Source organism: Rhodococcus sp. NPDC079359 (assembly GCF_040702585.1).
In the GTDB taxonomy this organism is placed as follows: Bacteria; Actinomycetota; Actinomycetes; order Mycobacteriales; family Mycobacteriaceae; genus Rhodococcoides.
The window spans coordinates 51,093-74,824 of sequence record NZ_JBFBLH010000007.1 but is presented as its reverse complement, the minus strand read 5'-3'; the positions used below and the strand labels follow the sequence as shown (position 1 = coordinate 74,824).

Sequence of the window (23,732 nt, the reverse complement as noted above, 5' to 3'; positions counted from 1 at the left end):
GGGAGGCAGACGTAGGGCAAGGGGTGGGCATGACGGATCCGTACGAGGAACTCGCGGCGACGATCGACAACATCGTCACCAGTGCGTTCGTGACGCCGGTCGGCCCCGAATTTCTCGGCTCCGTTCTGAATGCGGCATTCGAGAAGGCGAACGTGGCCCTCGACTACCGCGGCGAGTTCGAGCCGGCCGAAGTGGTCATCACGGAGGCGTTCGAGGTGATGCCGCACGAGCAGATCGCGGCCATGGTGAAATCGCTGGGTACCGAAACCATCGGGGAATCGTCCAGGAACTGGAACGACTTGTCCGCTGCCGCGAACAGCGGATCCGACGGCTTCCGGTCCGGCATCGAGGCGGCCATGACGTCGGGCTGGTCGGGACCTACAGCCGACGCCGTCCGCGGCGGTGTGGGCGACTACGTCTCGTCTGCGAACGCGCTGTCCACCTCCATGAGTCTGATCAGCAACAAGTTGCTCGAGGCGCACTCCGGTTTCACGCAGACGAAGTCGAGGATGCCGCCGGTGGTTGCGGGAGCCGAAAGCAGCTTGATCGATTCCCTGCTGCCCATCCCCTTCGCCGCGAAGGAGGTGGTGTCGGCCCGAGAGGAGCAGCAGGAAGAAGCACGCCGAATCATGCGCTCGGTCTACGTACCAGGGGTGCTGCAGTCCGATTCCGAGGTCCCGGTGCTACCGGCAGCGCACAACCCGGTCGTGGACGGTGGTGGTTCCGACGGCAGCTGGGGACTCGTCAGTTCTGCCGGGGGCGGAGATGGGGGTATCGGGTCGACATCGCCCGGCGGCTCCGGTACCGAGGGTGGGGCTGACAGGGCAGCGCAGGCGCAGGCCGGCGGCACCGAGGCTGTCGAAGCGGGTCGGGCAGGTACTGCTGCGTCGGAGCAGCCCGGGTCGGGCGGTTCGGGTTCCCTGCCTCCGGCCGACAACTCAGGCGAAACTCGTGCCGCCTCGGCCACCGGGCCGGGCGCGTCCGGCAGTGGTGCGGGTTCCGGGGTCGGCGCGGGTCCCGGCGGGGGATTCGGCGGAACAGGACCGGGCGGCAGCGGCTTCGCGGGATCCAATGGTTCGAGCTACGGCGCCGGTGCGGGATACGGATCTGGTGGCAGTTCCGGTGCCGGATCGGGTTACGGCGGCTCGATTCTCGGCTCTCCGATCGGCGGCGGCACGGGCGGGATCGGTGCTGGCGGCAGCGGGGCGGGAGGCAGCGGTGCGGGCAGTGCAGCTGCGGCGTCGGCCGGCCGCGCGGGAGCACACGGCATGCCGGGAATGGGTGCCATGGGCGCAGCAGGCGCACGGGGAGCCGGCGACAACGACGGAGAGCACGCCGTTCCCGGCTACCTGGTCGATGTGAGCAACGGCAGCGAACTGATCGGCGATCTACCCCTGGTCGCACCTCCGGTACTCGGCGGCTGACGGTGACGAAATGGACCATGCCCGGCATCGACTTCATGATGCTGTGCAGTCGATTCGGACGCGACCGACTGCCGTACCCGCTGGCGGTCACCATCGACGTCGAGACCGTGGACGAACTCCGACAGCTGCGGAGCGAGGCGTCGGCGAGGATCGACGCGATGATGGACGAGAAACTCGGCGCAGCTGTTCGGACCGTCGTCGACCCGATCGTTCGCATCGAATGCCGCGGCGAGACAATCGATTCTCGTCACGGCATCGTGCGCAGCCACGCAGCGATTCGCCACGACACTGCCGCGGTGCTCACTCAGGAGCCCGGGCCCGACGCCTCCTCCGGCGGTGCCGTCACCGTCGAACTGACCGGCCCGGCCCATGCCCCCGCCGTCGTTCTCGGATCCGTACCGAACATCGCTGCAGGCCGCCGACCGGCCGAGCGACTCGAACGTGCCATTGCTGCAACGACTTCGAGCGGGTCGCATCTGTCCACCGCAACCCGGGGTGCGACCGCGAACGAGCGGTTCCGGTCGTTCTTCGACCGCCCGCGGTCTGCAGTCGGCGAAATCATCGTCGCGCGCGGCAAGACCTTCGACAACCGCCGCGACACCGATGCCGTCTCGTTCTTCTGGATGGACTTCGAACACGACGGCCGGTACATCGTCCACTCCGCGGAAACAATCGACATCGCGCCCGCCGATACGACCGGCCTGGCGTCGGAGATCGGACGGCACGTGGCAGTGGCGCTGAGGCGGTGAGATCGGCCAGCCCTTGACACCGTATCGATTTTCGATAGGTTATCGATATTCGTTGTTATCGACTATCGATATGGAGACGGCGGGATGGCATACGGAGTGGGCTCGGCACGGGCGAACAAATGGACGATGGCCTTCTATGCGGCGGCAGCTGTGATCTGGACCGGTCGGAAGATGTGGGAATACCACTCCTCGGACTACGTCAGCGCAACCGTCACGCCTCTGGAGAAGTCGCCGACGCTCGACCTGTTCGGCGGACAGTTGCAGCCAGGCAACGTCATCGAGCTCAGTGTCGCCAAAAGCGACGTCCAGCGGCTCATCGGGATGATCGACTTCATGAGGTACGGCGAGATCGTGGCCGGCGGAATCCTCATCCTGGTGGGAATCTTCTTCGCGTACCGATTCTTCGACAATGTCATCAAGGAAACCCCGTTCAGCGTCGCTGCCAGCATCGACCTGGTCGTGGTTGCCGCCTGCCTGGTCCTGTACCCGGTCATCACCGGAGGGCTTCGGGTGATGAGTACCAACGCCATCCAGGCCGCACTCGAAACAACCGAGGTCACCGATACTGCACGAAGCTTCGGCTCGGTCTGGCTGGCCTTGATCGTCGCTCTGGTCCTGCAATTCGTCTACGCAGTTCTCCGGCAAGGCTCCAAGCTCGCTCGCGATGCCGATGGTCTGGTCTGATGGCGGAGGAATTCGTAGACCACCTCGTCGTCTGTCATCTGGGCGAGATTCTCGACGCCCGCGGTATGACCCTCGCGGAACTCTCCCGTCTCGCCGGGGTCAGCGTCGTCAATCTGTCGGTGCTCAAGAACGACCGTGCCAAGGCCATCCGATTCTCGACGCTCACCGCAGTCTGTCGCGTCCTCGGCTGCACACCCGGCGACCTGTTCACCCTCCGCCAGATCTGACGTCCGCCCGATCGCAGCCACACCAGTCGGACAAATCGAACAAGTACATTGGATGACGGTAACCAGCACTACGAGAGAGAGTCCATCACATTGTCTGCTCCGGCCGGTCAACCGTTGTCCAAGGGTCAGAACGGCCCCCTCACCGTCGGTGACGTCGTCGTCTCCATCTCGCTGGCCGTACCTGCGGACCTGTCCGCGCTACTGGTCACCGACGCCGGAAAAGTACGCACCGACGCCGACTTCGTGTTCTTCAATCAGCCCACCGGCCCCGGTGTTCGCCTCGAGCCCGGCCAGGGCGGACCGGCCCGGCTCGCCGTGTCGCTCGCTGCAGTGCCCGCCGACATCGAGCAGATCCGCGCGGTCATCACCCTCGACGACGCGTCGAGCAACTTCGGGCGATCCACCGCCCCCGTGGCGCGAGTGAGCGATACAGCCGGAAATGTGTTGTACGAGTACACAATCGATGGCCTGAGCTCGGAGTCCATCGTGATCGCGCTGGAGATCTACCGCCGTCAGGGAAGTTGGAAGGTGCGAGCCGTCGGGCAGGGCTACGCGGGCGGATTCGCCGCCCTGGTGACCGATCACGGTGTGTCCGTGGACGACGCCCCTGCTCCCACACCTTCCGCACCGACACCGCCTCCCGCTCCCGTCACTCCACCGCCGCCGGCTGCCCCGCCGGCACCACCCGCCGCACCGGTCCCCACCGAGGCTCCGGAAGTCAGCCTCACCAAGTCCAAGCCCGTCAGCCTCACGAAGGGCCAGAAGGTCACCCTCCGCAAGGACGGCGGCGTGGCTCTGACGGTCATCCGGATGGGTCTCGGCTGGGACCCGGTGACCACTCCGAAGAAGGGCGGATTCTTCGGCGGCGGAGGCCGAGCCGCGAACATCGACCTGGACGCGTCGGCGATCATGCTCGCCGACCGTAACGTCAACGATGTCGTCTACTACGGGCAGCTCAATGCCAAGGACGGCTCGATCGTGCACCAGGGTGACAACCTCACCGGCGAAGGCGAGGGCGACGACGAGGTGATCGTGGTCGACCTGACGCGGGTACCCAAGCACGTGACCGGCATCGTCTTCACGGTCACGTCGTACCGCGGTCAGACATTCGAGCAGGTCGCGAACGCATTCTGCCGTCTCGTCGACAACACCACCAACACCGAACTGGCCCGCTTCACCCTGCAGGGCGGCATGCCGTTCACCGGTCTGGTGATGGCGAAGGTGTACCGCCAGGGCAGCGAATGGAAGCTCCAGGCCATCGGCGACGGTATTCAGGCCAAGCACGCCGGTGAAGCCGTCAAACAGCTCGGCCGCTATATGTGACCTTGCGGGCAGTAGTCGTCCGATCTGCAGCGCCGTCGAGCACGCCACCGAGCGGGTCGACGGCGCTGCCGTTTCGAATGAGATCCTCGGCCGGCCGGTAGATCTGCCGAACGATCAACGCGCACAATCCGATCACGGCGACATCGCGCACCACGACGGTCGCGGTGAACCACTGTTCGGGTAGACCCTTGTTCTCCACACCCAGGTAGTAGTACATCCGCGGGAACCAGACGAAGGCGTCGATCGTCATCCACGCCAACAAGATTCGACGATGTGGCAGCGCCAGTACGGCCAGCGGAACCAGCCACAGCGAGTACTGCGGACTCCACACCTTGTTGGTGAGCAGGAACCCGGCGACCACCAGGAACACCAGCTGCGCGAGCCGCGGTCGCGTCGGTGCCGTCGTGCCGATGTACGCGATCAGCGCACACACGATGGCGAACAACACGAGCGTCACGGCATTGAGAACCAACGGTTTGTCGCCCGGGTACAGCGGACCGTCGAAACCGGTCCAACCGGTGAACGAGGTGACGACGTTGTACAGCGAATCCGGGTCCGCGCCGCGCTCGGAATTGAGCCGGAAGAACTCGTACCATCCCGACGGATACAGCAGCGCCAGTGGAAGATTGACCGCCAACCAGGCACCTATCGCCGCACCGGCGGTGATGCCCCACTCGCGCATCTTTCCGGTGCGCCAGCACAGCACCAGCAGGGGCCCGAGGAACAACAGGGGATAGAGCTTGGTGGCACCGCCGAGACCGATCAGAACTCCGGCCAGTACCGGCTTCTTCTTGGCCCATGCCAGCAAACCGGTGAGCGCGAAAGCCGTTGCGAGAGCGTCGAAATTGGTGAATCCGTGCACGATCACCAGAGGTGAGGCCGCCACGAGGGCCGCGTCCCAGATGCGGCGTCCGGCGGCTATGGCGGTGGCCCACACGGTGACCAACCAGGCGACGGCCAATCCCAGGGCAACCACGTTGAAGTACACGACGACCGGCAACGCCTGCGGCAGGAAACTCAGTGAGTTCCACGCCTTTCCGACGACCATCGACCCGTATTGGTAGAGCCCGGCGAGCACCGGGTATTCCATGTACCGAATCTGACTCGACCCGTCGGCCTTGGTCTCTTCCCAGGACTTCTTGTACGGGAACGCACCTTGATCGAGTCGCTCCGCCCCGTACAGCGGCACGGTATCGGAGTAACATATCGCCACGTACTGACGACTGCCACTCCAATCGAGTCCGAGCTCACCGCCCGGTCCCACCGGTGCCTGCTGGATACACGCGGCCTTGGCGAACCAACCGAAGCAGAGAAAGACCACCGCGAGCAGCAGAATCACCCGGAGCGCCGTGAACCAGCGCTGCCGACCGATCACCGCGTGCTTGCCGACCGGACCGCCGATGACCGAGGACAGTTCCTCGGTCATCGGATCGGTACGACTGGGTAGATCGCGGTCCGCAGCGCTCGCCGAATCGAGGCGACCGGGGCTCGCCACGGCTCGACCCTTGCGGTCGGGTTCGGTCGTCACCGCCGCGTCGCTACTGCCCGGGCGCTGCCGGTTCGGGCGCTGCCGGTTCGGGTGCCGCCGGTTCGGGTTCCGCAGGCTGCGCCGGTGCCAGTCCGGGAAGCGGGATGGTCACGCCGGGCAGAATCTCGACCTGCCGCGGAGTGATGACGACCGGCGGCGAAATCTCCGTCGGAATCGGCAGGGTCACCTGCGGCGGGGCTGTCGATGGTGCCACCGTCGTCGCCGGAGCGGGTGCCGAGTACTGCGGCACACCGGCCTGACCCGCGATGGCCTCGGGCGTCGGGAAGGTCTCGTTCGAGGTGCCGTCCAACGTGCCGTCCATCGTGTCTTTCCAGATGTCCGACGGTAGGCCCGATCCGTAGATCGGTCCGCCGTAACTGTTCTCCAGCGGCAGACCCTGCTCGGTGCCCACCCAGACGGCAGTGGACAGCGACGGCGTGTAGCCGACCATCCAGGCATCCTTGTTCTGACCGGTGTCTCCGAGCTGAGCGGTGCCGGTCTTGGCTGCCGACTGGCGACCGCCGGCGAGGTTGTGACCGTTGGAGTAGCCGGCGATCGGACGCATCGCCGAGGTCACGTTGTCCGCAACCGCAGCCGAGACGACCTGCTGGCCGGCTTCGGGAGCCCGGTCGAGCAGCACGGTGCCGTCGGCGGTGACGACCTTCTGCACGAAGTGCGGAGTGTGATAGACGCCGGACGCAGCCAATGTCGCGTAGGCAGAAGCCATGTCGATGACGCGAGACTGGTACTGGCCGAGCACGACTCCGTAGTTGGGGCCCGCGTTGTCGGGCTCGGTGAGGGTGGGTCCGACGCCCTCGATCTCCTGCGGGATGCCGAGCTTGTGTGCCATGTCCGCGATGGCCTGCGGACCGTTGTCCATGCTGAGCATCATCCGGTAGAAGCTGGTGTTCAGTGAACGCTTCAGCGCCTCGGCGATGGTGCACGTTCCACAGGAGGCACCCTCGACATTGCTGATCTCGATGCCGTTGACGTCGAGCGGGGAGCTGTCGTACATCTTCGACAGCGGAATGCCCTGATCCAGTGCAGCGGCCAGACCGAACACCTTGAACGAGGATCCGGTCTGCAAGCCGGACTGGGCGAAGTCGAATCCTCGACCGTCCGCACCGCCGTAGTACGAGCGAACCGCGCCGGTGCGTGGATCGATCGACACCGACGCCGTCCGCAGCTCCGAGGGCTCGCCCTCCATGTTGCCGTTCACGGCCTCGACCGCCGCCGCCTGGGCGTTCGGGTCGATGGTCGTGGTGATCTGCAACCCCTCGGTATTGAGGTCCTGATCACTGATACCCACCGCCGACAGCTCTCGCAGCACCTGGGCCTTGATCAAGCCGTCCGGCCCGGCATCCTGAGCATCGCCGGTATCGACCTGCGCGCTCGGGACCACCGCCGGGAACATCATCGACGCCCGCTGGGTCGCATCGAGCTGACCCTGGGAGACCATGCCGTCGAGCACGTAGTCCCAACGCGCTTGCGCGCCGGTGGGGTTGAACTCAGGATCGAGATTGGAGGGTTGCTGGATGACGGAGGCGAGAACCGCGCCCTCCTCCACCGACAGCTGGTCGACGGACTTGCCGAAGTACGCCGTCGACGCGGCGGCGATGCCGTAGGCACCGCGACCGAAGTAGATGGTGTTCAGGTACGCCGCAAGAATGTCGTCCTTGGACCACTGCCGCGCCATCTTGGAGGAGATGACGAGCTCACGCATCTTTCGGGTCAGCGTCCGATCGTTACCGACCAACGCGTTCTTGACGTACTGCTGGGTGATGGTCGAGCCACCGCCGGCACTGTCGCGTCCGAGCACGTTGTCACGCAGAGCCCGGCCGAAACCGGTCACCGAGAATCCCGGATTGGAGTAGAAGTCGCGATCCTCGGCCGAGAGAACGGCGTTGCGCACGTGCTCCGGGATCTGATCGATCGTCACGTCGGTGCGGTTGCCCTCGGGTGGCACCACCTTGCCGAGCACACTCGAGCCGTCGGCCGCGAAGATCGTGGCGACCTGGTTGGTTCTGATGTCGCCGGGACGCGGCACGTCCTCGACGGTGTACGCCACCATGAACGCCAGGATCGGCACGATCAGACCCAGGGCGATCAACGCATACATCGTGCGTCGAACGACCCGCCACTTGGACTTCTTCTTCGTTTTCGCGGCGGGACCTCTTTCGGGCGGCTCGGGCGGCTCGCTGCCCGAGGAGAGAACTGATGGATCGTTCGGTTCGTGGGGTGGTGGCACAGCACCGGACCGAGTGACGCCCGTCGGGGCAGCGGATCGAACAGGAGGCGCGATGGGCGGCTCTCCGTACCGACGTTCGCCGTAGGGACGTTCGCCTGCGGGACGTCCACTCACCGGATCCACCGGCGGCCTGCCCTGGACGGGTCGGCCCTGCGGGGGCATGGGAGGACGGCCCTGCGGGGGCATCGGACGCTGCCCGGGAGGGGGACCGGGTCGCTGGCCGGGAGGAGGCATCGGAGGACGGCCCTGCGGCGGCATCGGACGCTGGCCGGGAGGGGGTACCGGTCGCTGGCCGGGAGGGGGTACCGGTCGCTGGCCGGGAGGAGGCATCGGAGGACGGCCCTGCGGCGGCATCGGACGCTGCCCGGGCGGGGGTACCGGCCGACGCCCGGGTGGGTCGGAATGGCGACTGCCGCGCGGCGGCCCGGGCACGTCGGGACGCCGTCCGGAGTCGCTACGGCCCGGTTCGTTGCTACCCGGATTGTTGTCGTAGGGGGAACTCACGTACGAATCTCCAGTAATTTCGGCGGCCGCGTCGAATTCTCGGTGGATGGGATCAGCTGAGCGATTGTGTCACTCACTCGCTGTTCGACGGTTCGGTTGACGGGAACCCGATCGCGGACGACGGGGTTGCTTGGGCGCGGGGACGGCCCCGAGGACATAGGACTGGACGAGGTGGTTCCAACTGCACGACCTACACACCTCGACCACGTGGACCGAGAACTCCTCCTGGGTCGCCGCGAGACGGACGAGTTCGTCCGCCGTTCTCGCCGACCCGGACAGTGCCCCGAGCTTCTCACCGAACACCCAGGACACCAGCGTGAGCTGCTCCTTGCGGCAGATTGGGCACACCACATCGCTGCCACGTCCGTGGAACTTGGCGGCGCGAAGAAGGTACGGATCCGCATCACAGACCGCTGCGACGCCCGTCCTTCCGGAGTACACCTCGGCCAGCAGCGACCGACGCTGAAGGGCGTAGTCCACCACCTGTCGCTGAAGTCGCACGAGGACCAGAGTACGTGCGGCCCCTCCGATGCGGACCTGCGAACCCCGCCTCGACGGCGAGCAGGGCCCATTTCGGCCCTCGGAAACTCCTCTCCACCTGTGCCGACGCGGTCTGCCCCTCGACGCAGGCGAGAGACGCAGATCGCACCGACGTCGATTCGATGTGAGCTCCGGTCCCTACACTTGCTCGCATGTCGGCCACATCGGGAATCCACGTGCGCCCCCGACGACACGGCGACCTGACCACTCTCCTGCCCATCCTGCAACGTGCGCACGAATTACACCGTTATCCCGTGCGCGCAGTGGCGGTGCGAGCCGACTGGCTCGTCCCACCGAACGAACTCGCGGCCTGGGTCGCCGAGTCCGACGACGCCGTCGTCGGCCATATCGCGCTGCACTCGACGGCAGCACCGGGAACCGATCCCGGTGCGGACGACGCAAGCGCGCAGTGGTGCCGATCAACGGGGGTGGCTGCCGATCGACTCGCTGTGGTGTCGCGCGTGGTCACCGACGGTTCGGTACCGGGCAGTGGAACGACTCTGCTTGCACACGCGATCGATGCTGCGCGCGATGCAGGGCGCGTGGCGGTTCTGCTCGTCGAGCCGAGTAGCGCTGCCCTCGGTTTCTACCGGAGGCGAGGGTGGCAACAGATCGGGACGTCTGCACAGCAGTGGGGCGAGTATCGAGTCGACGCCGTGCTGATGGTGGCACCGTCTCACTGAGCCGACTGGCCACTTGCACGTTCACCCGCGCTCGATCACGCCGACAGTGCGAAAAACGCACACACCACTGCACCGCAGAGACGTACGCGGTCCGCCGATCGCAGCCGACTCATCAGGTGTTCGTTGCGTCCCGCACGCCCCAGTTCGCCATGGGTGGGGGCAGCCACGAAGGCAGTCGCCGACGCCGAGACCGCCGCGCCGCCGATGCTCGTCAAGACAACCGCATCGATCGGCCCGGACACCAACACCCACAGACACGCAGCTGCGAGCAGACCGTAGACCGGCCCGACGACGAGGGTTGTCCGACGCGAGTGCGCGTCGTGGGCACGCGACCAGTCGTCGTCCGGAACCTCCGCCAGCGCCGGATAGACGACGCCGGTCACCACCATCTGAAAGCCCAGGTGGAGGGCCGCGGCGGCGAGAAGCGCGTCGACCGGGGTCATGTGTCGCACGATACGTGCACGGCCGAGTTGTCAGAATATGTATCGGCGCGATACATTCTTCGATAGTGCGATCAATCGCATCGTCATGATGTGACCGTTGGATTCGAGAAGGGGGAGTTGCATGCTCGAGCTCGCAATTCTCGGACTGCTTCTCGAATCACCCATGCACGGTTACGAGCTCCGCAAGCGGCTGACCGGCCTGCTCGGAGCTTTTCGAGCGTTTTCGTACGGATCGCTGTACCCGGCACTCCGTCGACTACAAACCGACGGTCTCATCGCCGAGGACGCCGGTCCCGACTTGCTCGTGAAGAGACGAGCAAAACGGGTGTATCAGCTCACCCCGCTCGGCAGGGAACGATTTGCCGAACTGGTGGCCGACACCGGACCGCAGAACTACACCGACGACGGATTCGGCGTACATCTTGCCTTCTTCAGTCGGACTCCCGCGGAAGCTCGAGTCCGCATTCTCGAAGGCAGACGTCGCCAGGTCGAGGAGCGCCGAGAAGGCCTCCGCGACGCTGTGGCCAAGGCGAACGGGACACTCGACCGCTACACCAGGCAGCTACATCAGCTCGGACTCGAATCGAGCGAACGCGAGGTGCGCTGGCTCAACGAAGTCATCGCAGCCGAGCAGGCCGACCCCAACCCAGCACCGTCCCGCACAGCACCAAACAGGACAGTCAAGACAGAAGGAGAACCCGACCATGGGTGAGAACAACAACGCAATCCGCGTGGCCATTGTGGGTGTGGGCAACTGCGCCTCATCCCTGGTCCAGGGTGTCGAGTACTACAAGGACGCGGACGAGAACGCCACCGTCCCCGGCCTCATGCACGTCATGTTCGGCAAGTACCACGTCCGCGACGTCGAGTTCGTCGCCGCGTTCGACGTGGACGCCAAGAAGGTCGGCTTCGATCTCTCCGAGGCCATCTTCTCCAGCGAGAACAACACCATCAAGATCGCCGACGTACCCCCGAAGGACGTCCACGTCCTGCGCGGACCGACCCTCGACGGCCTCGGCAAGTACTACCGCGAGACCATCACCGAGGCCGACGGCGACGCCGTCGACGTAGCGCAGGCCCTGCGCGACGCCAAGGTCGACGTCCTCGTGTCCTACCTCCCCGTCGGATCCGAAGAAGCCGACAAGTTCTACGCACAGGCCGCCATCGACGCAGGCGTCGCCTTCGTCAACGCGCTGCCCGTCTTCATCGCCTCGGATCCCGTCTGGGCCAAGAAGTTCGAGGACGCGGGCGTCCCCATCGTCGGCGACGACATCAAGAGCCAGGTCGGTGCCACCATCACCCACCGCGTCATGGCCAAGCTCTTCGAAGACCGCGGCGTGCAGCTCGACCGCACCATGCAGCTCAACGTCGGCGGCAACATGGACTTCCTCAACATGCTCGAGCGCACCCGCCTCGAGTCGAAGAAGATCTCCAAGACGCAGGCCGTCACGTCGAACCTGCAGAAGGAATTCAACGCCAAGGACGTCCACATCGGACCGTCCGACCACGTCGGCTGGCTCGACGACCGCAAGTGGGCCTACGTCCGCCTCGAAGGCCGCGCCTTCGGTGACGTTCCCCTGAGCCTCGAGTACAAGCTCGAAGTATGGGACTCGCCCAACTCCGCAGGCGTCATCATCGACGCAGTCCGCGCCGCGAAAATCGCCAAGGACCGCGGCATCGGTGGACCGGTCATCCCGGCTTCGGCCTACCTGATGAAGAGCCCGCCGAAGCAGCTGGCCGACGACGTCGCTCGCGAACAACTTGAAGCGTTCATCATCGACGCATAGGTGCCTGCGACAGTGATGTGACTGAGCGCCCGCGACGGCACTCATCCGCGCCACTGCCCCCGCCCGCCGGTCCACTCGATGTGACATTGACCCCCGAAAAGGTCACTGAATGTCACATTGAGTGGACCGGTGGGCGTTCGTCTATCCGGCCGCGGTGATTTCTCGTGGATCGAATGTCACCCGGATTTCTTTGATGTATCCGTCCTCGATTCGCTGCCAATTGGCGGTGCTTGCCGGGGAGGCGATCGACGTGTGCAGATCGAACCACGTCAGTACGTTGGGGCCGTCCACGAAGACGTGGGCGATATCGATGTCGGTGACGATTTCCGACATTCCTTTCAATCCCGCCACACATTCCGCGCCGTTGGCCGCTGTGCCCAGTGGTCCCCGGAATGTCGCGTCCTCGTGCAGGATCGACGCCAGAGTGTCGAAGTCCTTGCTTTTCCAGGCCTCGAAGTAGGTCGCGGCAACTTCTTTCGGTGTCCGTGTCATGACATCGAGTCTCGAGCGCACTGGGCCAGAAGTCCAACAGTTGATTCCGATGATCATCAGAAGTTCTACTCATAGCCGCAGCTGAAGCTAGCGCGCTATCGTGTGCTCGTGGCCATCGATCCCACGTCCAAGCATCCGGTCCTCGAACGCGTCCGCGCGCTGGCCTTCGCCTATCCCGAGGTGTCCGAGAAGATCTCCCATGGACGGCCGACCTTCCGTACGTCCTCGGTCTTCGTGTACTTCGGCGGTGGCGTCAAAGGCGGCGACCAACACGACCTCTCGATCCTGGTCAAATGCGAGAGCGCCGAGGAACAGCGTGCCTGCGAGCTCGAACCCCGGTACTTCCACCCCGCTTACCTCGGCCCGGCCGGCTGGGTGGGCTTCGACCTCTCCGATGCCCCCGACGACAAGGCCGATGACGACGTCTGGGCCGAGGCCGCCGAACTGATCGACTGCAGCTACCGCATCACTGCCCCGAAGCGCAACGTCGCCAGACTCGACGCCGGTGAGGGTCCGAATCTAGGTGTCCAGCAGTGGAACTGAGGCAGCTGGAGTACTTCGTCGCGGTGGCCGAGGAAGCGAACTTCACCCGCGCCGCTGCCCGAGTTCACATTAGCCAATCCGGCGTCAGCGCCCAGATCCGCGCGCTCGAACGAGAACTCGGTGCCGAATTGATCGACAGATCCGGCGGCACAGCAACATTGACCACCGCAGGCCAGGCCGCGCTGACACACGCCCGTGCGACTCTGGCCGCCGCCGACTCGGTTCGGCAATCCGTCGACGATGTTGCCGGACTTCTACGCGGATCGGTACGGATCGGCATGGTGACCGCGTGCACCGTCCCACAACTGTTCGACGCGTTGGCCCGCTTCCGTTCCACGTATCCTGGCGTCGAACTTGCTCTGCAGGAGGGGAATTCGGATCGTCTGGTAGCCGATGTACGCTCAGGGGAACTGGATCTCGCACTCGTCGGCGTGGCGGCTCGGACCCCCGACGGACTGGAATCGATGGTGATCATCGAGGAGCGAATCTGCGCGGCCGTGTCACCGAACCATCCGTTGGCATCGCTCGAGCGGGCGACGTTGGCTCAGGTGAATCACTACCCGATCGTCTCGCTTCCCGTGGGTACGGGCGTGCGGGCGGTGTTCGACCGTGACTGCGCCGGAGCGGGACTGTCGCCGTCGATCACGTTGCAGGCCAGCGCTCCCGACGCAGTCGCCGACCTCGCTGCTCGCGGTCTGGGAGTGGCGATCCTGAGCGCATCGATGATCGATACCTACGGCGATCGACTGACTGTTGTGGAGCTGGCGGACTCGACCACGGCAGCGCTGTTGGCTCTCGTCTGGACCCCGAAACCGAACGCCGCGTCGGCGAGGTTGGTCTCGATGACGCTGGATGCCTTCGGTTCCACCGCGATCTGAACCGGATCGAGAACCGGAGTCGTTCGGCGCACAGGTCGGGACTTCCTACCCCAGCGCCCGGTGCCGATGCGAACCTACGGTCGAGGACATGAAAACTCCCACCTTCGGTCAGCGTCTTCGCTACGACGTCGGCGGCGTCCTCCCGGACGACCTACGGGATTGGGTCCTCCACGACCTGACCGGACGTGGATCCACTCCGCGCTATCTGGCCCGATTCCTCGTTCCACTGGCCGCCGTGCTCTTGCTGTTCCTCCTGTTTCCAGGGCCGAACTGGATTGCGGGTCTGATGATGATGCTGATCTTCGTCCCGGTCGTCTACTTCGCCTCGGCACTGCATCTGATCTATCGCGCGTTCCGGCTCGGGCAACACGGGATCGACGCAGCCTCGATTCCGCGCGCTACGCCCAGTGCGGAACGCGACCGCAAGACCTACGAGGCCAACTACAGGCACCCGTGACCACCACACCCGATACCCGACCGAAAACAGCACAGGACGAGGAACCCATGACCAGCACCCAGACAGAACCCGCGACCGACGTCGGAATGCCACGAATCGGAGACCGCGCTCCGTCGTTCACCGCAGTCACCACGCAAGGGCCGATCGACTTCCCCGCCGACTACCGCGGAAAATGGGTCATATTCTTCTCGCACCCCGCAGATTTCACACCCGTCTGCACCAGTGAGTTCATCACATTCGCCGCCATGTCCGACGAATTGCGCGAGTACAACACCGAATTGGTCGGACTGTCGATCGATGGTCTGTACAGCCATATCGCGTGGTTGCGCACGATCAAGGACAAGATCAGTTTCAACGGGATGTCCGGCATCGAGGTCAAATTTCCTCTGGTCGAGGACATCTCGATGGACATAGCCCGCGCGTACGGCATGATCATGCCCGGTGAAAGTTCGTCGAAGGCAGTGCGGGCGGTGTTCGTCGTGGACCCGAAGAGTGTGGTGCGCGCAGTCATCTACTACCCGCTGAGCACCGGTCGGAACTTCGACGAGATCCTGCGTCTGATCAAGGCACTGCAGACCGCAGACGCATTCGACGTTGCGACGCCGGCAGATTGGCGCCCGGGCGATCCGGTCATCGTGCCACCGGCTGGTTCTTGCGGTACTGCCGCGGACCGAATGGACGGTACCGATTCCGACGTGGAATGCCAGGATTGGTTCTTCTGCACACGGTCGATCAGCGCCGAAGACATCGAAGGTGCTATCCGCGCACGCTGAGAGTCAGCGAATCTTCTTGACGGTGAACCACAGTGCGACAAGCAGACCCAGCAGCGCCAGCGACGGCAGTACGCCGGGATCACCCCCGATGATCCCGGCGACCGCGAACCCGAGAGCCACCAGCGCGAAGAATCCCAGAATGCCCGCCAGCAGCTGCAGATGATCCTGTGCCGTCACGACTTGACGCCGCCTGCGGTCAAGCCGGAGATGATGCGGCGTTGGAACAGCAGCACCATGATCACCAACGGGATGGCCACGATGGTCCCGGCGGCCATGATCGCGGCATACGGCACCACCAGCGGATCGTTGCCGGTGAACCGCGCGATGGCCACGGTCACCGGCTCGGTGCTGTCACTCGAGAGCTGACTCGCCAGCAGGTACTCGTTCACCGCGGCGATGAACGCGAGGATGGCGGTGGTGAACAGGGCAGGTGCGGCAAGTGGAAGCATCACCAATCGGAAGGCCTGGAAGCGTCCGGCGCCGTCGATCCGGGCGGCTTCTTCGAGTTCCCAGGGCAATTCGGCGAAGAACGCTGCCAGCGTGTAGATCGTCAACGGCAGTACGAACGAGATGTTCGGGATGATCATGGCCTGATAGCTGCCGATCCACCCGATGTTGGTGAAGAACTGGAACAGCGGGGTGACCAGCGCGACGACCGGGAACATCGAGGCGCCCAGGATGATGCCCGTCACCACGTACTTGAAGCGAAAGTCGATGCGCGAGAGTGCATACGCAGTGAAGATGCCGATGGTCAGTGCGATCAGCGTGGTCGCTCCGCCGACGATGAGGCTGTTGCCCACCGCCCGCAGAAAGTTGTTGCCGTTCGCGGTCGACAGGGCGTTGTCGAAATTTTCCCACGTGACATGCGTCGGCCACGGCGTCGTGTCGAAGGTGTAGCGCGGGTCGCGGAACGCGGTGACGACCATCCAGTAGAACGGTGCCAGTCCCCACACGAGAATGACCACAACGCCGAGATAGATGCGAGCCTGCTTCATCGGCCGGCCCCCTTACGCTGATTGTCCTGAGTGGCAACGGCATTGGCACCGAGGAATTTGACCAGGATGAACGCCACGACGAAGATCATGACGAACGAGATGGTCGACAGTGACGCAGCGCTGTTGAATCCCTGCCGGATCTGCTCCACCACCAGGATCGAGATGGTTCGAGTGGCGGGGTTGCCTTCGGTGAGGATGGCGGGCAGGTCGTACATCCGCAGCGCGTCCATGGTGCGGAACAGAATTGCGACCATCAGCGCGGGCTTGACCAGTGGCAGCGTGATCTTGGTGAAACGCTGCCATGCCGACGCACCGTCGACGCGAGCTGCCTCGTAGACGTCCGCCGGGATCATCTGCAGCCCGGCCAGGATCAGCAGCGCCATGAACGGCGTCGTCTTCCAGACATCGGCGATGATGACCGCGAAACGCGCGGGCCAGGCATCACCGGTCCACAGAATGTTCGTTCCCAGAATGCGATTGGCGATACCGTCGTACGCGAAGATGAAGTACCAGAGCTTGGCCGTGACCGCCGTCGGGATGGCCCACGGGATCAGGATCGCGGCGCGCAGCAGGGCCCGTCCGGCGAAGGTCTTGCCCATGATCACGGCCATGGCGAAGCCGATGACCACCTCGATGGACACCGTCACGACGGTGAAGAACGCGGTGTTGCCGACCGCGCCCCAGAACTGAGAACCGAGAGTTCCCGGCGGGCAGGGCACCAGCGTGCCCGACGCCGACGTGCATTGCTGCAGGATCCAATGCGTGTAGTTGGCGAAACCCGCAGAGCCACCGGAGACGAACATGCCGGTGGCCGGATCGAGACCGGGATCCTTGGAGAACGACATCACCAGAGCTCGAACGACCGGGTAGACGATGACGATCGCGAGGATCACCATCGTCGGTGCGATCAGCAGCCAGGCCCGACCAGGCGTCAGGCCGAAGCGCTTGTTCTTGGACCGCACATGCCGACCGCGGCCGGGGGACGAGCCCCCGGCCGCGGTGGTTGCGCCGGCCCCACTGGTCACACCAGCAGGTACAGCCATTGGTTCTCCCGAAATCAGTTGGCGCCGGCGGTTTCGATGCCGGCCTGCATGTCCGTGATCGCCTGGTCGACGTTCTTCTCACCCTTGATCGCGGCAGACACGTTGTCCTGCACGGCCTTCGATACAGCCGGGTAGAACGGGGTTACGGGACGCGGAACTGCATTCTCGATGGATTCCTTCAGTGCGGGAAGGTACGGCATCGCGGCGATCAGTGCGGGGTCGTCGTACAGCGATGCGAGCACGGGCGGCAGTGCACCCTCGGCGATGATGCGCTGAGCCTGCTCGCCCTGCAGGAATCGCAGGAAGTCGGCAGCGGTGGCCTTGTTCTCGGAGTACGCGCTGATCGCGGCGTTGTATCCGCCGAGCGTCGAGGTGCCGACTCCGGTGACTCCGGGAAGCGGTGCGACCGAGTACTTTCCGGCCACAGTCGATCCTTCCTCGGCCGCGGTGCCGTAGACGTACGGCCAGTTGCGCAGGAACAAGGTCTGACCGTCCTGGAATGCCTGCTGGCTCTCGGACTCCTTGAACGTGGTGTCCTGAGCCGGAATGACGCCGGTCTCGAACGCGGTGACGAGGGTCTGCAGTCCTGCCCTCGCCTCCGGGCTGTCGACGGTGGGGGTCTTGCCGTCCTCGTCCACGATGGATCCGCCGTGCGCGTTGATGATCTCCGACGCGTTGGCCGTCAGACCTTCGTACGGGGCGAATTGCCCGGCGTAGCAGTCGATGTTGTTGTCCCGGGCGACCTGGCAGTCCTCGGTGAGCTCGGCCCAGGTGGTGGGCGCCTCGGGGAGCAGATCACTGCGGTAGTAGAGCAGTCCGCCGTTGGTGTTCTTCGGTGCGGCGTACTGCGTGCCGTTGTAGGTCGCGCTGGCGACGGTCGCGGGCAGAACGCCTGCGTTGTCGAGCGCGAATTCGCCCTCGAGCGGCACGAGCCAGCCCTTGGCCGCGAATTCGGCGGTCCAGACGACGTCGAGTGCCATCACGTCGTAGTCGCTCTGCTGAGCCTGCAGCTGCTGGACGAAGTCGTCGTGGGCCTGATCGGCGTCGGCGGACTGTTCCTTGAAGGTGACCTGTTCGTCGGGGTGGCTGGAGTTCCACTCCGAGATGATCTGCTGGACGACACCGGTCTCGGTGGTGTCCTGGCCCTCTACATAGGTGATAGGTCCACGGCCGTCGGCATTTTCGGATGCAGCACCCGAATCGCCGCCCGAGCCGCTGTCGCTCGAACATCCGGTGAGCGTCAGCAGCGTGGCTGCCGTTGCAACCACCGCCACCTTCGTGATCAAAGACGCCATTGTTCTCTCCACTTACTTCTACGCGGTGGTATGAGCCCGGAGATGGGCACGCAGAATCTCGCTGTGATGCTCCCCCCGACACATATGTCGATGGGTACTGTGGCACACATCGCACCGCGCAGTGGTCGTTATTGCGTTCCTGAATCGGTCAACCAGGACGTGTCGTAAGGGGCCGGTAGCCTTTCGCTCATGAGTTCGGACAAGATGCTGACGCGGATCGGCGGGCTGCTGCGCCAGGCCGAGTCCACCGACAATCCACACGAGGCCGAGGCCTTCATGGAGGCAGCTCAGCGTCTGGCCACGTCGGCGTCGGTCGATCTGGCAGTGGCTCGTTCGCACAGCGCGTCGCGGGAACGGCAGGCAACACCCAGCCAGAAGGTGATCCCCATCGGAGAACCGGGCAAGCGTGGACTCAAGACCTACGTGCACCTGTTCGTGTCCATCGCGCACGCCAACGACGTCCAATGCGATGTGTCCCGATCGTCGACGCAGGTGTTCGCGTACGGTTTCGACTCCGACATCGAGACGACCGAAGCCCTCTACTCCTCGCTGCTGATCCAGATGGTGCGAGCCTCCGACGCGTACATCAAGTCCGGTGCCTACAAATCCGAGACGGCCATCCGTACCGTCACCGAGATCAAGAATCGCCGACGCTACACCCGGCGTGAGGAAGTGCCCGTCGCTGCGGTGACGGCGCGGCTGAACTTCCAGACCGCATTCGCGTCGCGCATCGGTCAACGACTCGGTGACGTGAAGAAGGACACCGAGGCCAAGGCCATCGCACAGGAGCAACAGGGCGCTGGTACGGCGCTTGTGTTGCGCAACAAGGAGATCGAACTGCGCGACTACTACCGACAGACCTCGACCGCGCGCGGACATTGGCGCGGCCAGAGCGCGAACGCCGGCTACTCCGAGGGTGCCCGAAAGGCCGGAGATCGAGCGGGGCGAAACGCGAAGATCGGCGGTCATGCCGAAATCGACGCCGCGAGCCGGCAGTTGGGTCGCTGACTACCGAGTTCGCGGCGATGCCGCAAAGACCGGCCATCCGATTTCCGTGCGCCACAGCGACGAATCCTCGGTATCACGCGGCCCGACGGCGTAGACCTCACGAACGGGCCCCGCAATGGCCAGGCCGTTGGTCTCCACGTAGATCCCCAGAGCGCCGTAAGTGACGTCGATATCGTCGTGCGGCCCGTGATGAACCGTTACTGCGAGTTCGGTGGGTTGCAACACCATCGGCCGAATCCTGTTGACGGACAACGGATCCAGCGTGGGCACGTACACCGTCATGACGCCGCGACCCTCGGTGAACAAGTCGTTGTCGTACAACCCACCCGGCGGTCCGGCGGTTTCGGAAACGGCTGCGTCGATCTCGGCCATCGCGTCGGAGTACCAGTCCAACACGTGGGACGCGTCGACCATCTCGGAAATTGCTGCGACGGAGCACTCTTCGGTGAGGATGCGTCGAACCTCGATGGTCGGTGGCGTCGGGTCGAGGAGTCGCCGCAGGGCCGTGACCGCTGATCGGGTGTCGTCCAACTGCCGCTCGAGCCGAGTGAGGTGTTCGGTGATCAGTCGGGCTCGGGCGTCGGGATCCGGGGTGTGCATGATCGCCCGCACCTCACGCTCGGGCATCTGCATAGTGCGGAACCGGCTGATGACCTGCGCCGTGGCAACCTGATCGGTGTCGTAGTACCGATAACCGGAGTAGTCGTCGACGGTCGCAGGCTCGAGCAGACCCGACTCGTGATAGCGCCGCAGCGTCTTGACCGACAGGTGCGTGATCCGAGAGAACTCACCGATCGTCAGCAAACCGTTCATGTCGACATTCTGACCCCTCCCCCTGCGGGAGAGTGAACTCTTGCCTTGGACAGGGATGACACTCGGTTCACGGCCAAACTTCGATGCTGGGGATTTGTGGGTAGCCGGGGCTTGTCGCAAATGCGCGCGCATTCGCCAGGTGCGCGGGGAATCGCGTCGAATCGGAGACGAATCTGCTCGCGTATGACAAACGCGCGCGCATTTGCGGGGACTCGGGGGTGGGGGACTCGGGGGCGGGGGGACTCAGGGGCGGCGGGGGCTCGGGGGTGGTGGGTCAGGTCAGTCGAGGCGAGCCAGCACCACGCGCAGTCCGATGACACTGGCGATGGGGAACAGGGCCGCGACCAGCCATGGGATGGCTGCGCCCCAGCCGGTGTCGGGGGAGGCGTCGATCACCACACCGAGTGCGGTCGATCCGATCAGTACTCCGATGCCCCCGAGCGAGGCCATGAAGCCGTAGTACGAACCCAGTCGACGTTCGGCGGCCATGCGCGGCACCAGATCCCTGGCCTGCGGCATGGCGATCATCTGCCCCAGCGCCAGCAGCAGAACGAACAGGGCGGCCGGGACGAGACCCACCAGACCTTCCAACTCGAAGGGACTGAATGCCGCGACCAGGGCGAAAGAAACTGCCATGACGGCGAATCCGATCGGCAGCGTGATCCGCGGTGATACCGCGGCGACGCGTCGGGTGATGGGCAGTTGTGCAGATACCACCAGTACTGCCGAGATCGCGAAGAACCACCCCAGCACCGTCTGCGAACCCCAGGCGCGTTCGACCTCGAGGGGCAGCAGCAGGTACAGCTGGTTGTAGGCCACCAACTGCGCGCTCATCGCCACCGCGAACAGCACGAAGGTTCGGTTGCGCACCACGTCGGTCCAGCCCGAGAGCCATGGGTCGTCGCGATGTTCGCCGCGCTCACGCGGCAGCCACCGCACGTGAGCGGCGACGACCAGAACGAAGATCGCCGCGGCTACGAGGCACGCGATCCTGAAATCGACGAGCAGCAACACCGATCCGACGAGCGGGCCGGTGAAGGAGCCGATCTGGCTGCACACCGACATCAGCGCGAAGCTCTCCACGCGCGTGGGTCCGCCGTCGCGTTCGCTCTTGCCCGCCTCGATCGCCACTGCGGATTCGACTGCAGGGGAGAACAATGCGGCTGCAAATCCCACCATCACCGTGGCGATCAATACGGCAGGCAGAGAATCGGCGAAGGCGAGACCGACAAATCCCAGCACCCGCAGAACACAACCGACGAGGACGACCGGCTTGATACCCCACCGATCGGCGAGGGTGCCACCGACGAAGAACAGTCCCTGCTGCGAGAAGGTTCTGATTCCGAGAACCACTCCGACGAGCGCGGCACCGAGCCCGAGGTCGCTCGTCAGATGCACCGACAGATAGGGCAACACCATGAAAAAGCCGATGTTGAAGGTCATTTGGGTGAGGACGAGCAAGCGGACGGTGGGGGTGGCCCGTCGCAGATCGACCAGAAACGACCACCGCCATCGCGTCGGCGATCCGTCGGTCCTCGTGCTCACGTACTGCGCCCTCCTGCGTCGACTTTCTCGATGACGCTACCGGTCTTGCGCACACGCCCCGAGGTGGCACCGGCGAGCGAGACTGCGAGAACGGCGAGTGCGATCAAGGACGCGAGGGGAGCGGCGGTGACCCACGGTGCCCGCTCGACGGCGGCGACCCCGTCGGACAGTATCAATCCCCAATCCGCAGTGGGGGGTTGCGGACCGAGGCCGAGGAATCCGAGGGCCGCGAGAGCGAGAGCGACACCGGGAAGCCGAATCATGGCGTGCCGCAGCACTACCGGAACGACGCTGGGCACGATGGATCCGAACAGGATGCGCGCATTGCCTGCCCCGAGTGTCGGCAGAATGGAGATGTACGGCCGGGCACGAGTCTCCTCGACCAGAGCGGCAGTGTGCGCGGCGAGCGGAGCCCACGTGACGATGAGAACGGCAACGGCCGCCCCGCCTGCACTCGGACCCCAGATCGCCGCGATGAGAATGCCGGTGACGACGGGCGGCGCCGCATTGGTGACCTCGACGAGACCACGCGAGGCCCGCGGAATCAGTCCCAGCAGCACGCCGACCACCAGGGCCGCGAACGTCACCGCCAGCGAGAGTCCGATGGAGCGCAGTGCGCCGTCGGCGACGCGGGCCAACAGATCTCGGCCCGACGCGTCCGTACCGAAGGGGTGTGCCGATGACGGGGCTGCGAACTTCTCCCGCGTCGTCGCCTGGCCGTCGCGTGGGAGTCCGGCCACGACCATGGTCAGCAGGACCGACGCCGCCGCGATCGGCACCACCCAGCGCCGCGGTGACGGGTGGAAGACGCCGGACGGGATGGGCATCGCCTTCTCGTGCAGGGCGCTGCCGAGCAGTAGCCGTCGGGCCAATTCTGCCGTGATCCCGAGGACGGCGCTGACAGCCAGCAGAAGGATGATGTCGATCTGCAGGGCGGGAAGATCCTGTGATTGCGCATCGCCGAGAGTGGTGCGGCCCAATCCCGGTATGGCGAAGACCTTTTCGACGGCCACTGCGCCACCGGTCATGGCGACCATGATCAGCCCGATCTGCGAGGCGAGCCCGGGGAGGGCACGTCGCAGAACCGCACCGGCGATCTGCCGCCGCGAGAAGCCTGCGACCGTCCACGTGATGACCCAGCCCTCGGTGAAGGTGACGGCGATCGCGTCGGCGAGAAGGCGTCCGATCAGCCCGCCTGCAGGCAACCCGAGCGCGAGTGCAGGCAACACCGCGTACTCCGGGCCGTTCCAGCCGTACGCCGGGAACGACAGCCACACGGCTCCGACGAGGACCAGCACCGACGCGAGCAGAAACTCCGGCATCGACGTGAGCGCTGCGGCGACGCCACCCCCGGTTCGCTTCGGGGTGCCACGCAACCCCGCCCGCACGCTGGGGAGCACGACCAGGGCGGCCGTGACGACCGCAACCAGCATCGCGAAGCCCATGAGGGTGAGCGAGACCGTCAATGCATCCAGGGCACCGGGCAGTACGGGCTTGCCGGTGTTCCACGATGTTCCGGGATTGCCCGACGCGATGCCGGTGAGCCAGTCCCAGAACATCCGCAGCGGCCCGGCATCGAGACCGAGGTCGCGGCGAATGGCCGCCAGGGCCTCGGGGGTTGCTTCCTGTTCGGCCGAGCGGGCCCGCAGAATGCTCAGTGCCGGATCGCGGTTCGACAGCCACGGCAGCATCCCGACGATCAGGACCACACCGGCGACGGCAACCAGCCGCGAGACCGCTGTTCTCACTG

At 65.1% G+C, this 23,732-nt stretch carries 25 protein-coding genes; 13 read left to right on the top strand and 12 right to left on the bottom strand.

Annotated elements, in window-relative coordinates:
• Positions 1-29 precede the first annotated feature (29 nt).
• The 5 genes from AB0362_RS17450 to AB0362_RS17430 all read left to right on the top strand — a co-directional run bounded on the left by AB0362_RS17450 (position 30) and on the right by AB0362_RS17430 (position 4,407).
• Positions 30-1,424, top strand: a complete 1,395-nt coding sequence (locus tag AB0362_RS17450; RefSeq protein WP_366235975.1) for a hypothetical protein — start codon at positions 30-32, stop codon at positions 1,422-1,424.
• 17 nt (positions 1,425-1,441) lie between these two features.
• Positions 1,442-2,173: an ESX secretion-associated protein EspG gene (locus AB0362_RS17445; RefSeq protein WP_317809076.1), complete on the top strand. Its 732-nt coding sequence runs from the start codon at positions 1,442-1,444 to the stop codon at positions 2,171-2,173.
• 84 nt (positions 2,174-2,257) lie between these two features.
• Positions 2,258-2,857 (top strand): DUF2975 domain-containing protein, encoded by a 600-nt coding sequence (locus tag AB0362_RS17440; RefSeq protein ID WP_262498627.1) that lies wholly within the window; start codon positions 2,258-2,260, stop codon positions 2,855-2,857.
• On the top strand, positions 2,857-3,084 hold the full coding sequence (locus AB0362_RS17435) for a helix-turn-helix transcriptional regulator (protein WP_032378705.1): 228 nt from the start codon (positions 2,857-2,859) through the stop codon (positions 3,082-3,084). Before AB0362_RS17440 ends, AB0362_RS17435 begins: the two co-directional genes overlap by 1 nt.
• A gap of 90 nt (positions 3,085-3,174) precedes the next feature.
• Positions 3,175-4,407: a TerD family protein gene (locus AB0362_RS17430; RefSeq protein ID WP_317549124.1), complete on the top strand. Its 1,233-nt coding sequence runs from the start codon at positions 3,175-3,177 to the stop codon at positions 4,405-4,407.
• Here the strand turns inward: AB0362_RS17430 and AB0362_RS17425 are convergent.
• The 3 genes from AB0362_RS17425 to AB0362_RS17415 form a co-directional block, all read right to left on the bottom strand.
• The gene (locus AB0362_RS17425; protein WP_317809300.1) at positions 4,382-5,833 is read right to left on the bottom strand and encodes a glycosyltransferase family 87 protein; all 1,452 of its coding nucleotides are present in this window, start codon (positions 5,831-5,833) and stop codon (positions 4,382-4,384) included. The genes AB0362_RS17430 and AB0362_RS17425 overlap by 26 nt on opposite strands.
• Before the next feature lie 112 nt (positions 5,834-5,945).
• Positions 5,946-8,054: a transglycosylase domain-containing protein gene (locus tag AB0362_RS17420; protein WP_269596066.1), complete on the bottom strand. Its 2,109-nt coding sequence runs from the start codon at positions 8,052-8,054 to the stop codon at positions 5,946-5,948.
• Positions 8,055-8,756: 702 nt separating this feature from the next.
• Entirely contained in the window at positions 8,757-9,188 is a 432-nt protein-coding gene (locus AB0362_RS17415) for a DUF5318 domain-containing protein (protein ID WP_170944655.1), read from the bottom strand.
• Positions 9,189-9,379: 191 nt separating this feature from the next.
• On the opposite strand from AB0362_RS17415, the gene AB0362_RS17410 reads away from it, so the two are divergent.
• A complete protein-coding gene (locus tag AB0362_RS17410) occupies positions 9,380-9,910 on the top strand; it encodes a GNAT family N-acetyltransferase (RefSeq protein ID WP_317809077.1) in 531 nt (176 codons plus the stop codon).
• A gap of 35 nt (positions 9,911-9,945) precedes the next feature.
• Here AB0362_RS17410 and AB0362_RS17405 read toward each other — a convergent pair whose 3' ends face one another.
• On the bottom strand, positions 9,946-10,353 hold the full coding sequence (locus AB0362_RS17405; protein ID WP_269596053.1) for a hypothetical protein: 408 nt from the start codon (positions 10,351-10,353) through the stop codon (positions 9,946-9,948).
• Positions 10,354-10,474: 121 nt separating this feature from the next.
• On the opposite strand from AB0362_RS17405, the gene AB0362_RS17400 reads away from it, so the two are divergent.
• Both AB0362_RS17400 and AB0362_RS17395 read left to right on the top strand, forming a co-directional pair.
• The gene (locus AB0362_RS17400; RefSeq protein ID WP_068047497.1) at positions 10,475-11,065 is read left to right on the top strand and encodes a PadR family transcriptional regulator; all 591 of its coding nucleotides are present in this window, start codon (positions 10,475-10,477) and stop codon (positions 11,063-11,065) included.
• Positions 11,058-12,140 (top strand): inositol-3-phosphate synthase, encoded by a 1,083-nt coding sequence (locus AB0362_RS17395; RefSeq protein WP_032396939.1) that lies wholly within the window; start codon positions 11,058-11,060, stop codon positions 12,138-12,140. The genes AB0362_RS17400 and AB0362_RS17395 overlap by 8 nt, the downstream gene beginning before the upstream one ends.
• A gap of 141 nt (positions 12,141-12,281) precedes the next feature.
• Here AB0362_RS17395 and AB0362_RS17390 read toward each other — a convergent pair whose 3' ends face one another.
• Positions 12,282-12,632, bottom strand: coding sequence for a nuclear transport factor 2 family protein (locus AB0362_RS17390; protein ID WP_094687319.1), 351 nt, complete (start codon positions 12,630-12,632; stop codon positions 12,282-12,284).
• 108 nt (positions 12,633-12,740) lie between these two features.
• Here AB0362_RS17390 and AB0362_RS17385 point away from each other — a divergent pair, with 108 nt between their 5' ends.
• The 4 genes from AB0362_RS17385 to AB0362_RS17370 all read left to right on the top strand — a co-directional run bounded on the left by AB0362_RS17385 (position 12,741) and on the right by AB0362_RS17370 (position 15,283).
• Positions 12,741-13,175: an MmcQ/YjbR family DNA-binding protein gene (locus AB0362_RS17385; RefSeq protein WP_317809079.1), complete on the top strand. Its 435-nt coding sequence runs from the start codon at positions 12,741-12,743 to the stop codon at positions 13,173-13,175.
• Positions 13,166-14,053 (top strand): LysR family transcriptional regulator, encoded by an 888-nt coding sequence (locus AB0362_RS17380; RefSeq protein WP_317809080.1) that lies wholly within the window; start codon positions 13,166-13,168, stop codon positions 14,051-14,053. The genes AB0362_RS17385 and AB0362_RS17380 overlap by 10 nt, the downstream gene beginning before the upstream one ends.
• An 88-nt stretch (positions 14,054-14,141) precedes the next feature.
• A complete protein-coding gene (locus tag AB0362_RS17375) occupies positions 14,142-14,510 on the top strand; it encodes a DUF5313 family protein (protein WP_068047505.1) in 369 nt (122 codons plus the stop codon).
• Between the two features lie 47 nt (positions 14,511-14,557).
• On the top strand, positions 14,558-15,283 hold the full coding sequence (locus AB0362_RS17370; protein ID WP_256980785.1) for a peroxiredoxin: 726 nt from the start codon (positions 14,558-14,560) through the stop codon (positions 15,281-15,283).
• A gap of 3 nt (positions 15,284-15,286) precedes the next feature.
• Here the strand turns inward: AB0362_RS17370 and AB0362_RS17365 are convergent, their stop codons facing one another.
• The 4 genes from AB0362_RS17365 to AB0362_RS17350 are packed head-to-tail and all read right to left on the bottom strand — an operon-like array spanning position 15,287 to position 18,616.
• Positions 15,287-15,460, bottom strand: a complete 174-nt coding sequence (locus AB0362_RS17365) for a hypothetical protein (RefSeq protein WP_176460445.1) — start codon at positions 15,458-15,460, stop codon at positions 15,287-15,289.
• Positions 15,457-16,278, bottom strand: coding sequence for a carbohydrate ABC transporter permease (locus AB0362_RS17360; protein WP_317549119.1), 822 nt, complete (start codon positions 16,276-16,278; stop codon positions 15,457-15,459). The genes AB0362_RS17365 and AB0362_RS17360 overlap by 4 nt, the downstream gene beginning before the upstream one ends.
• Positions 16,275-17,321, bottom strand: coding sequence for a sugar ABC transporter permease (locus tag AB0362_RS17355; RefSeq protein WP_317809081.1), 1,047 nt, complete (start codon positions 17,319-17,321; stop codon positions 16,275-16,277). Before AB0362_RS17355 ends, AB0362_RS17360 begins: the two co-directional genes overlap by 4 nt.
• A 14-nt stretch (positions 17,322-17,335) precedes the next feature.
• Positions 17,336-18,616, bottom strand: coding sequence for an ABC transporter substrate-binding protein (locus tag AB0362_RS17350; RefSeq protein WP_149408105.1), 1,281 nt, complete (start codon positions 18,614-18,616; stop codon positions 17,336-17,338).
• A 189-nt stretch (positions 18,617-18,805) separates the two neighbouring features.
• Between AB0362_RS17350 and AB0362_RS17345 the strand changes: the two genes are divergently transcribed.
• Entirely contained in the window at positions 18,806-19,624 is an 819-nt protein-coding gene (locus tag AB0362_RS17345) for a DUF2786 domain-containing protein (protein ID WP_094668539.1), read from the top strand.
• Here AB0362_RS17345 and AB0362_RS17340 read toward each other — a convergent pair whose 3' ends face one another.
• The 3 genes from AB0362_RS17340 to AB0362_RS17330 all read right to left on the bottom strand — a co-directional run bounded on the left by AB0362_RS17340 (position 19,625) and on the right by AB0362_RS17330 (position 23,730).
• Positions 19,625-20,437 (bottom strand): MerR family transcriptional regulator, encoded by an 813-nt coding sequence (locus AB0362_RS17340; RefSeq protein ID WP_149408107.1) that lies wholly within the window; start codon positions 20,435-20,437, stop codon positions 19,625-19,627.
• 279 nt (positions 20,438-20,716) lie between these two features.
• Positions 20,717-21,982 (bottom strand): MFS transporter, encoded by a 1,266-nt coding sequence (locus AB0362_RS17335; RefSeq protein ID WP_317809082.1) that lies wholly within the window; start codon positions 21,980-21,982, stop codon positions 20,717-20,719.
• Positions 21,979-23,730 carry an ABC transporter permease subunit gene (locus tag AB0362_RS17330; protein WP_317549114.1) on the bottom strand — a complete coding sequence of 584 codons (1,752 nt, stop codon included), beginning with the start codon at positions 23,728-23,730 and terminating at the stop codon, positions 21,979-21,981. The genes AB0362_RS17335 and AB0362_RS17330 overlap by 4 nt, the downstream gene beginning before the upstream one ends.
• Positions 23,731-23,732 lie beyond the last annotated feature (2 nt).

Excerpts from the sequence above, each read along its gene's own strand:
- AB0362_RS17440 (WP_262498627.1), top strand. The coding sequence starts at position 2,258 with ATGGCATACGGAGTGGGCTCGGCACGGGCGAACAAATGGACGATGGCC.
- AB0362_RS17410 (WP_317809077.1), top strand. The coding sequence starts at position 9,380 with ATGTCGGCCACATCGGGAATCCACGTGCGCCCCCGACGACACGGCGAC.
- AB0362_RS17370 (WP_256980785.1), top strand. The coding sequence starts at position 14,558 with ATGACCAGCACCCAGACAGAACCCGCGACCGACGTCGGAATGCCACGA.
- AB0362_RS17350 (WP_149408105.1), bottom strand. The coding sequence starts at position 18,616 with ATGGCGTCTTTGATCACGAAGGTGGCGGTGGTTGCAACGGCAGCCACG.
- AB0362_RS17375 (WP_068047505.1), top strand. The coding sequence starts at position 14,142 with ATGAAAACTCCCACCTTCGGTCAGCGTCTTCGCTACGACGTCGGCGGC.
- AB0362_RS17360 (WP_317549119.1), bottom strand. The coding sequence starts at position 16,278 with ATGAAGCAGGCTCGCATCTATCTCGGCGTTGTGGTCATTCTCGTGTGG.
- AB0362_RS17390 (WP_094687319.1), bottom strand. The coding sequence starts at position 12,632 with ATGACACGGACACCGAAAGAAGTTGCCGCGACCTACTTCGAGGCCTGG.
- AB0362_RS17450 (WP_366235975.1), top strand. The coding sequence starts at position 30 with ATGACGGATCCGTACGAGGAACTCGCGGCGACGATCGACAACATCGTC.
- AB0362_RS17340 (WP_149408107.1), bottom strand. The coding sequence starts at position 20,437 with ATGAACGGTTTGCTGACGATCGGTGAGTTCTCTCGGATCACGCACCTG.
- AB0362_RS17355 (WP_317809081.1), bottom strand. The coding sequence starts at position 17,321 with ATGGCTGTACCTGCTGGTGTGACCAGTGGGGCCGGCGCAACCACCGCG.
- AB0362_RS17400 (WP_068047497.1), top strand. The coding sequence starts at position 10,475 with ATGCTCGAGCTCGCAATTCTCGGACTGCTTCTCGAATCACCCATGCAC.
- AB0362_RS17405 (WP_269596053.1), bottom strand. The coding sequence starts at position 10,353 with ATGACCCCGGTCGACGCGCTTCTCGCCGCCGCGGCCCTCCACCTGGGC.
- AB0362_RS17395 (WP_032396939.1), top strand. The coding sequence starts at position 11,058 with ATGGGTGAGAACAACAACGCAATCCGCGTGGCCATTGTGGGTGTGGGC.
- AB0362_RS17420 (WP_269596066.1), bottom strand. The coding sequence starts at position 8,054 with ATGTATGCGTTGATCGCCCTGGGTCTGATCGTGCCGATCCTGGCGTTC.
- AB0362_RS17345 (WP_094668539.1), top strand. The coding sequence starts at position 18,806 with ATGAGTTCGGACAAGATGCTGACGCGGATCGGCGGGCTGCTGCGCCAG.
- AB0362_RS17425 (WP_317809300.1), bottom strand. The coding sequence starts at position 5,833 with ATGACCGAGGAACTGTCCTCGGTCATCGGCGGTCCGGTCGGCAAGCAC.
- AB0362_RS17435 (WP_032378705.1), top strand. The coding sequence starts at position 2,857 with ATGGCGGAGGAATTCGTAGACCACCTCGTCGTCTGTCATCTGGGCGAG.
- AB0362_RS17445 (WP_317809076.1), top strand. The coding sequence starts at position 1,442 with ATGCCCGGCATCGACTTCATGATGCTGTGCAGTCGATTCGGACGCGAC.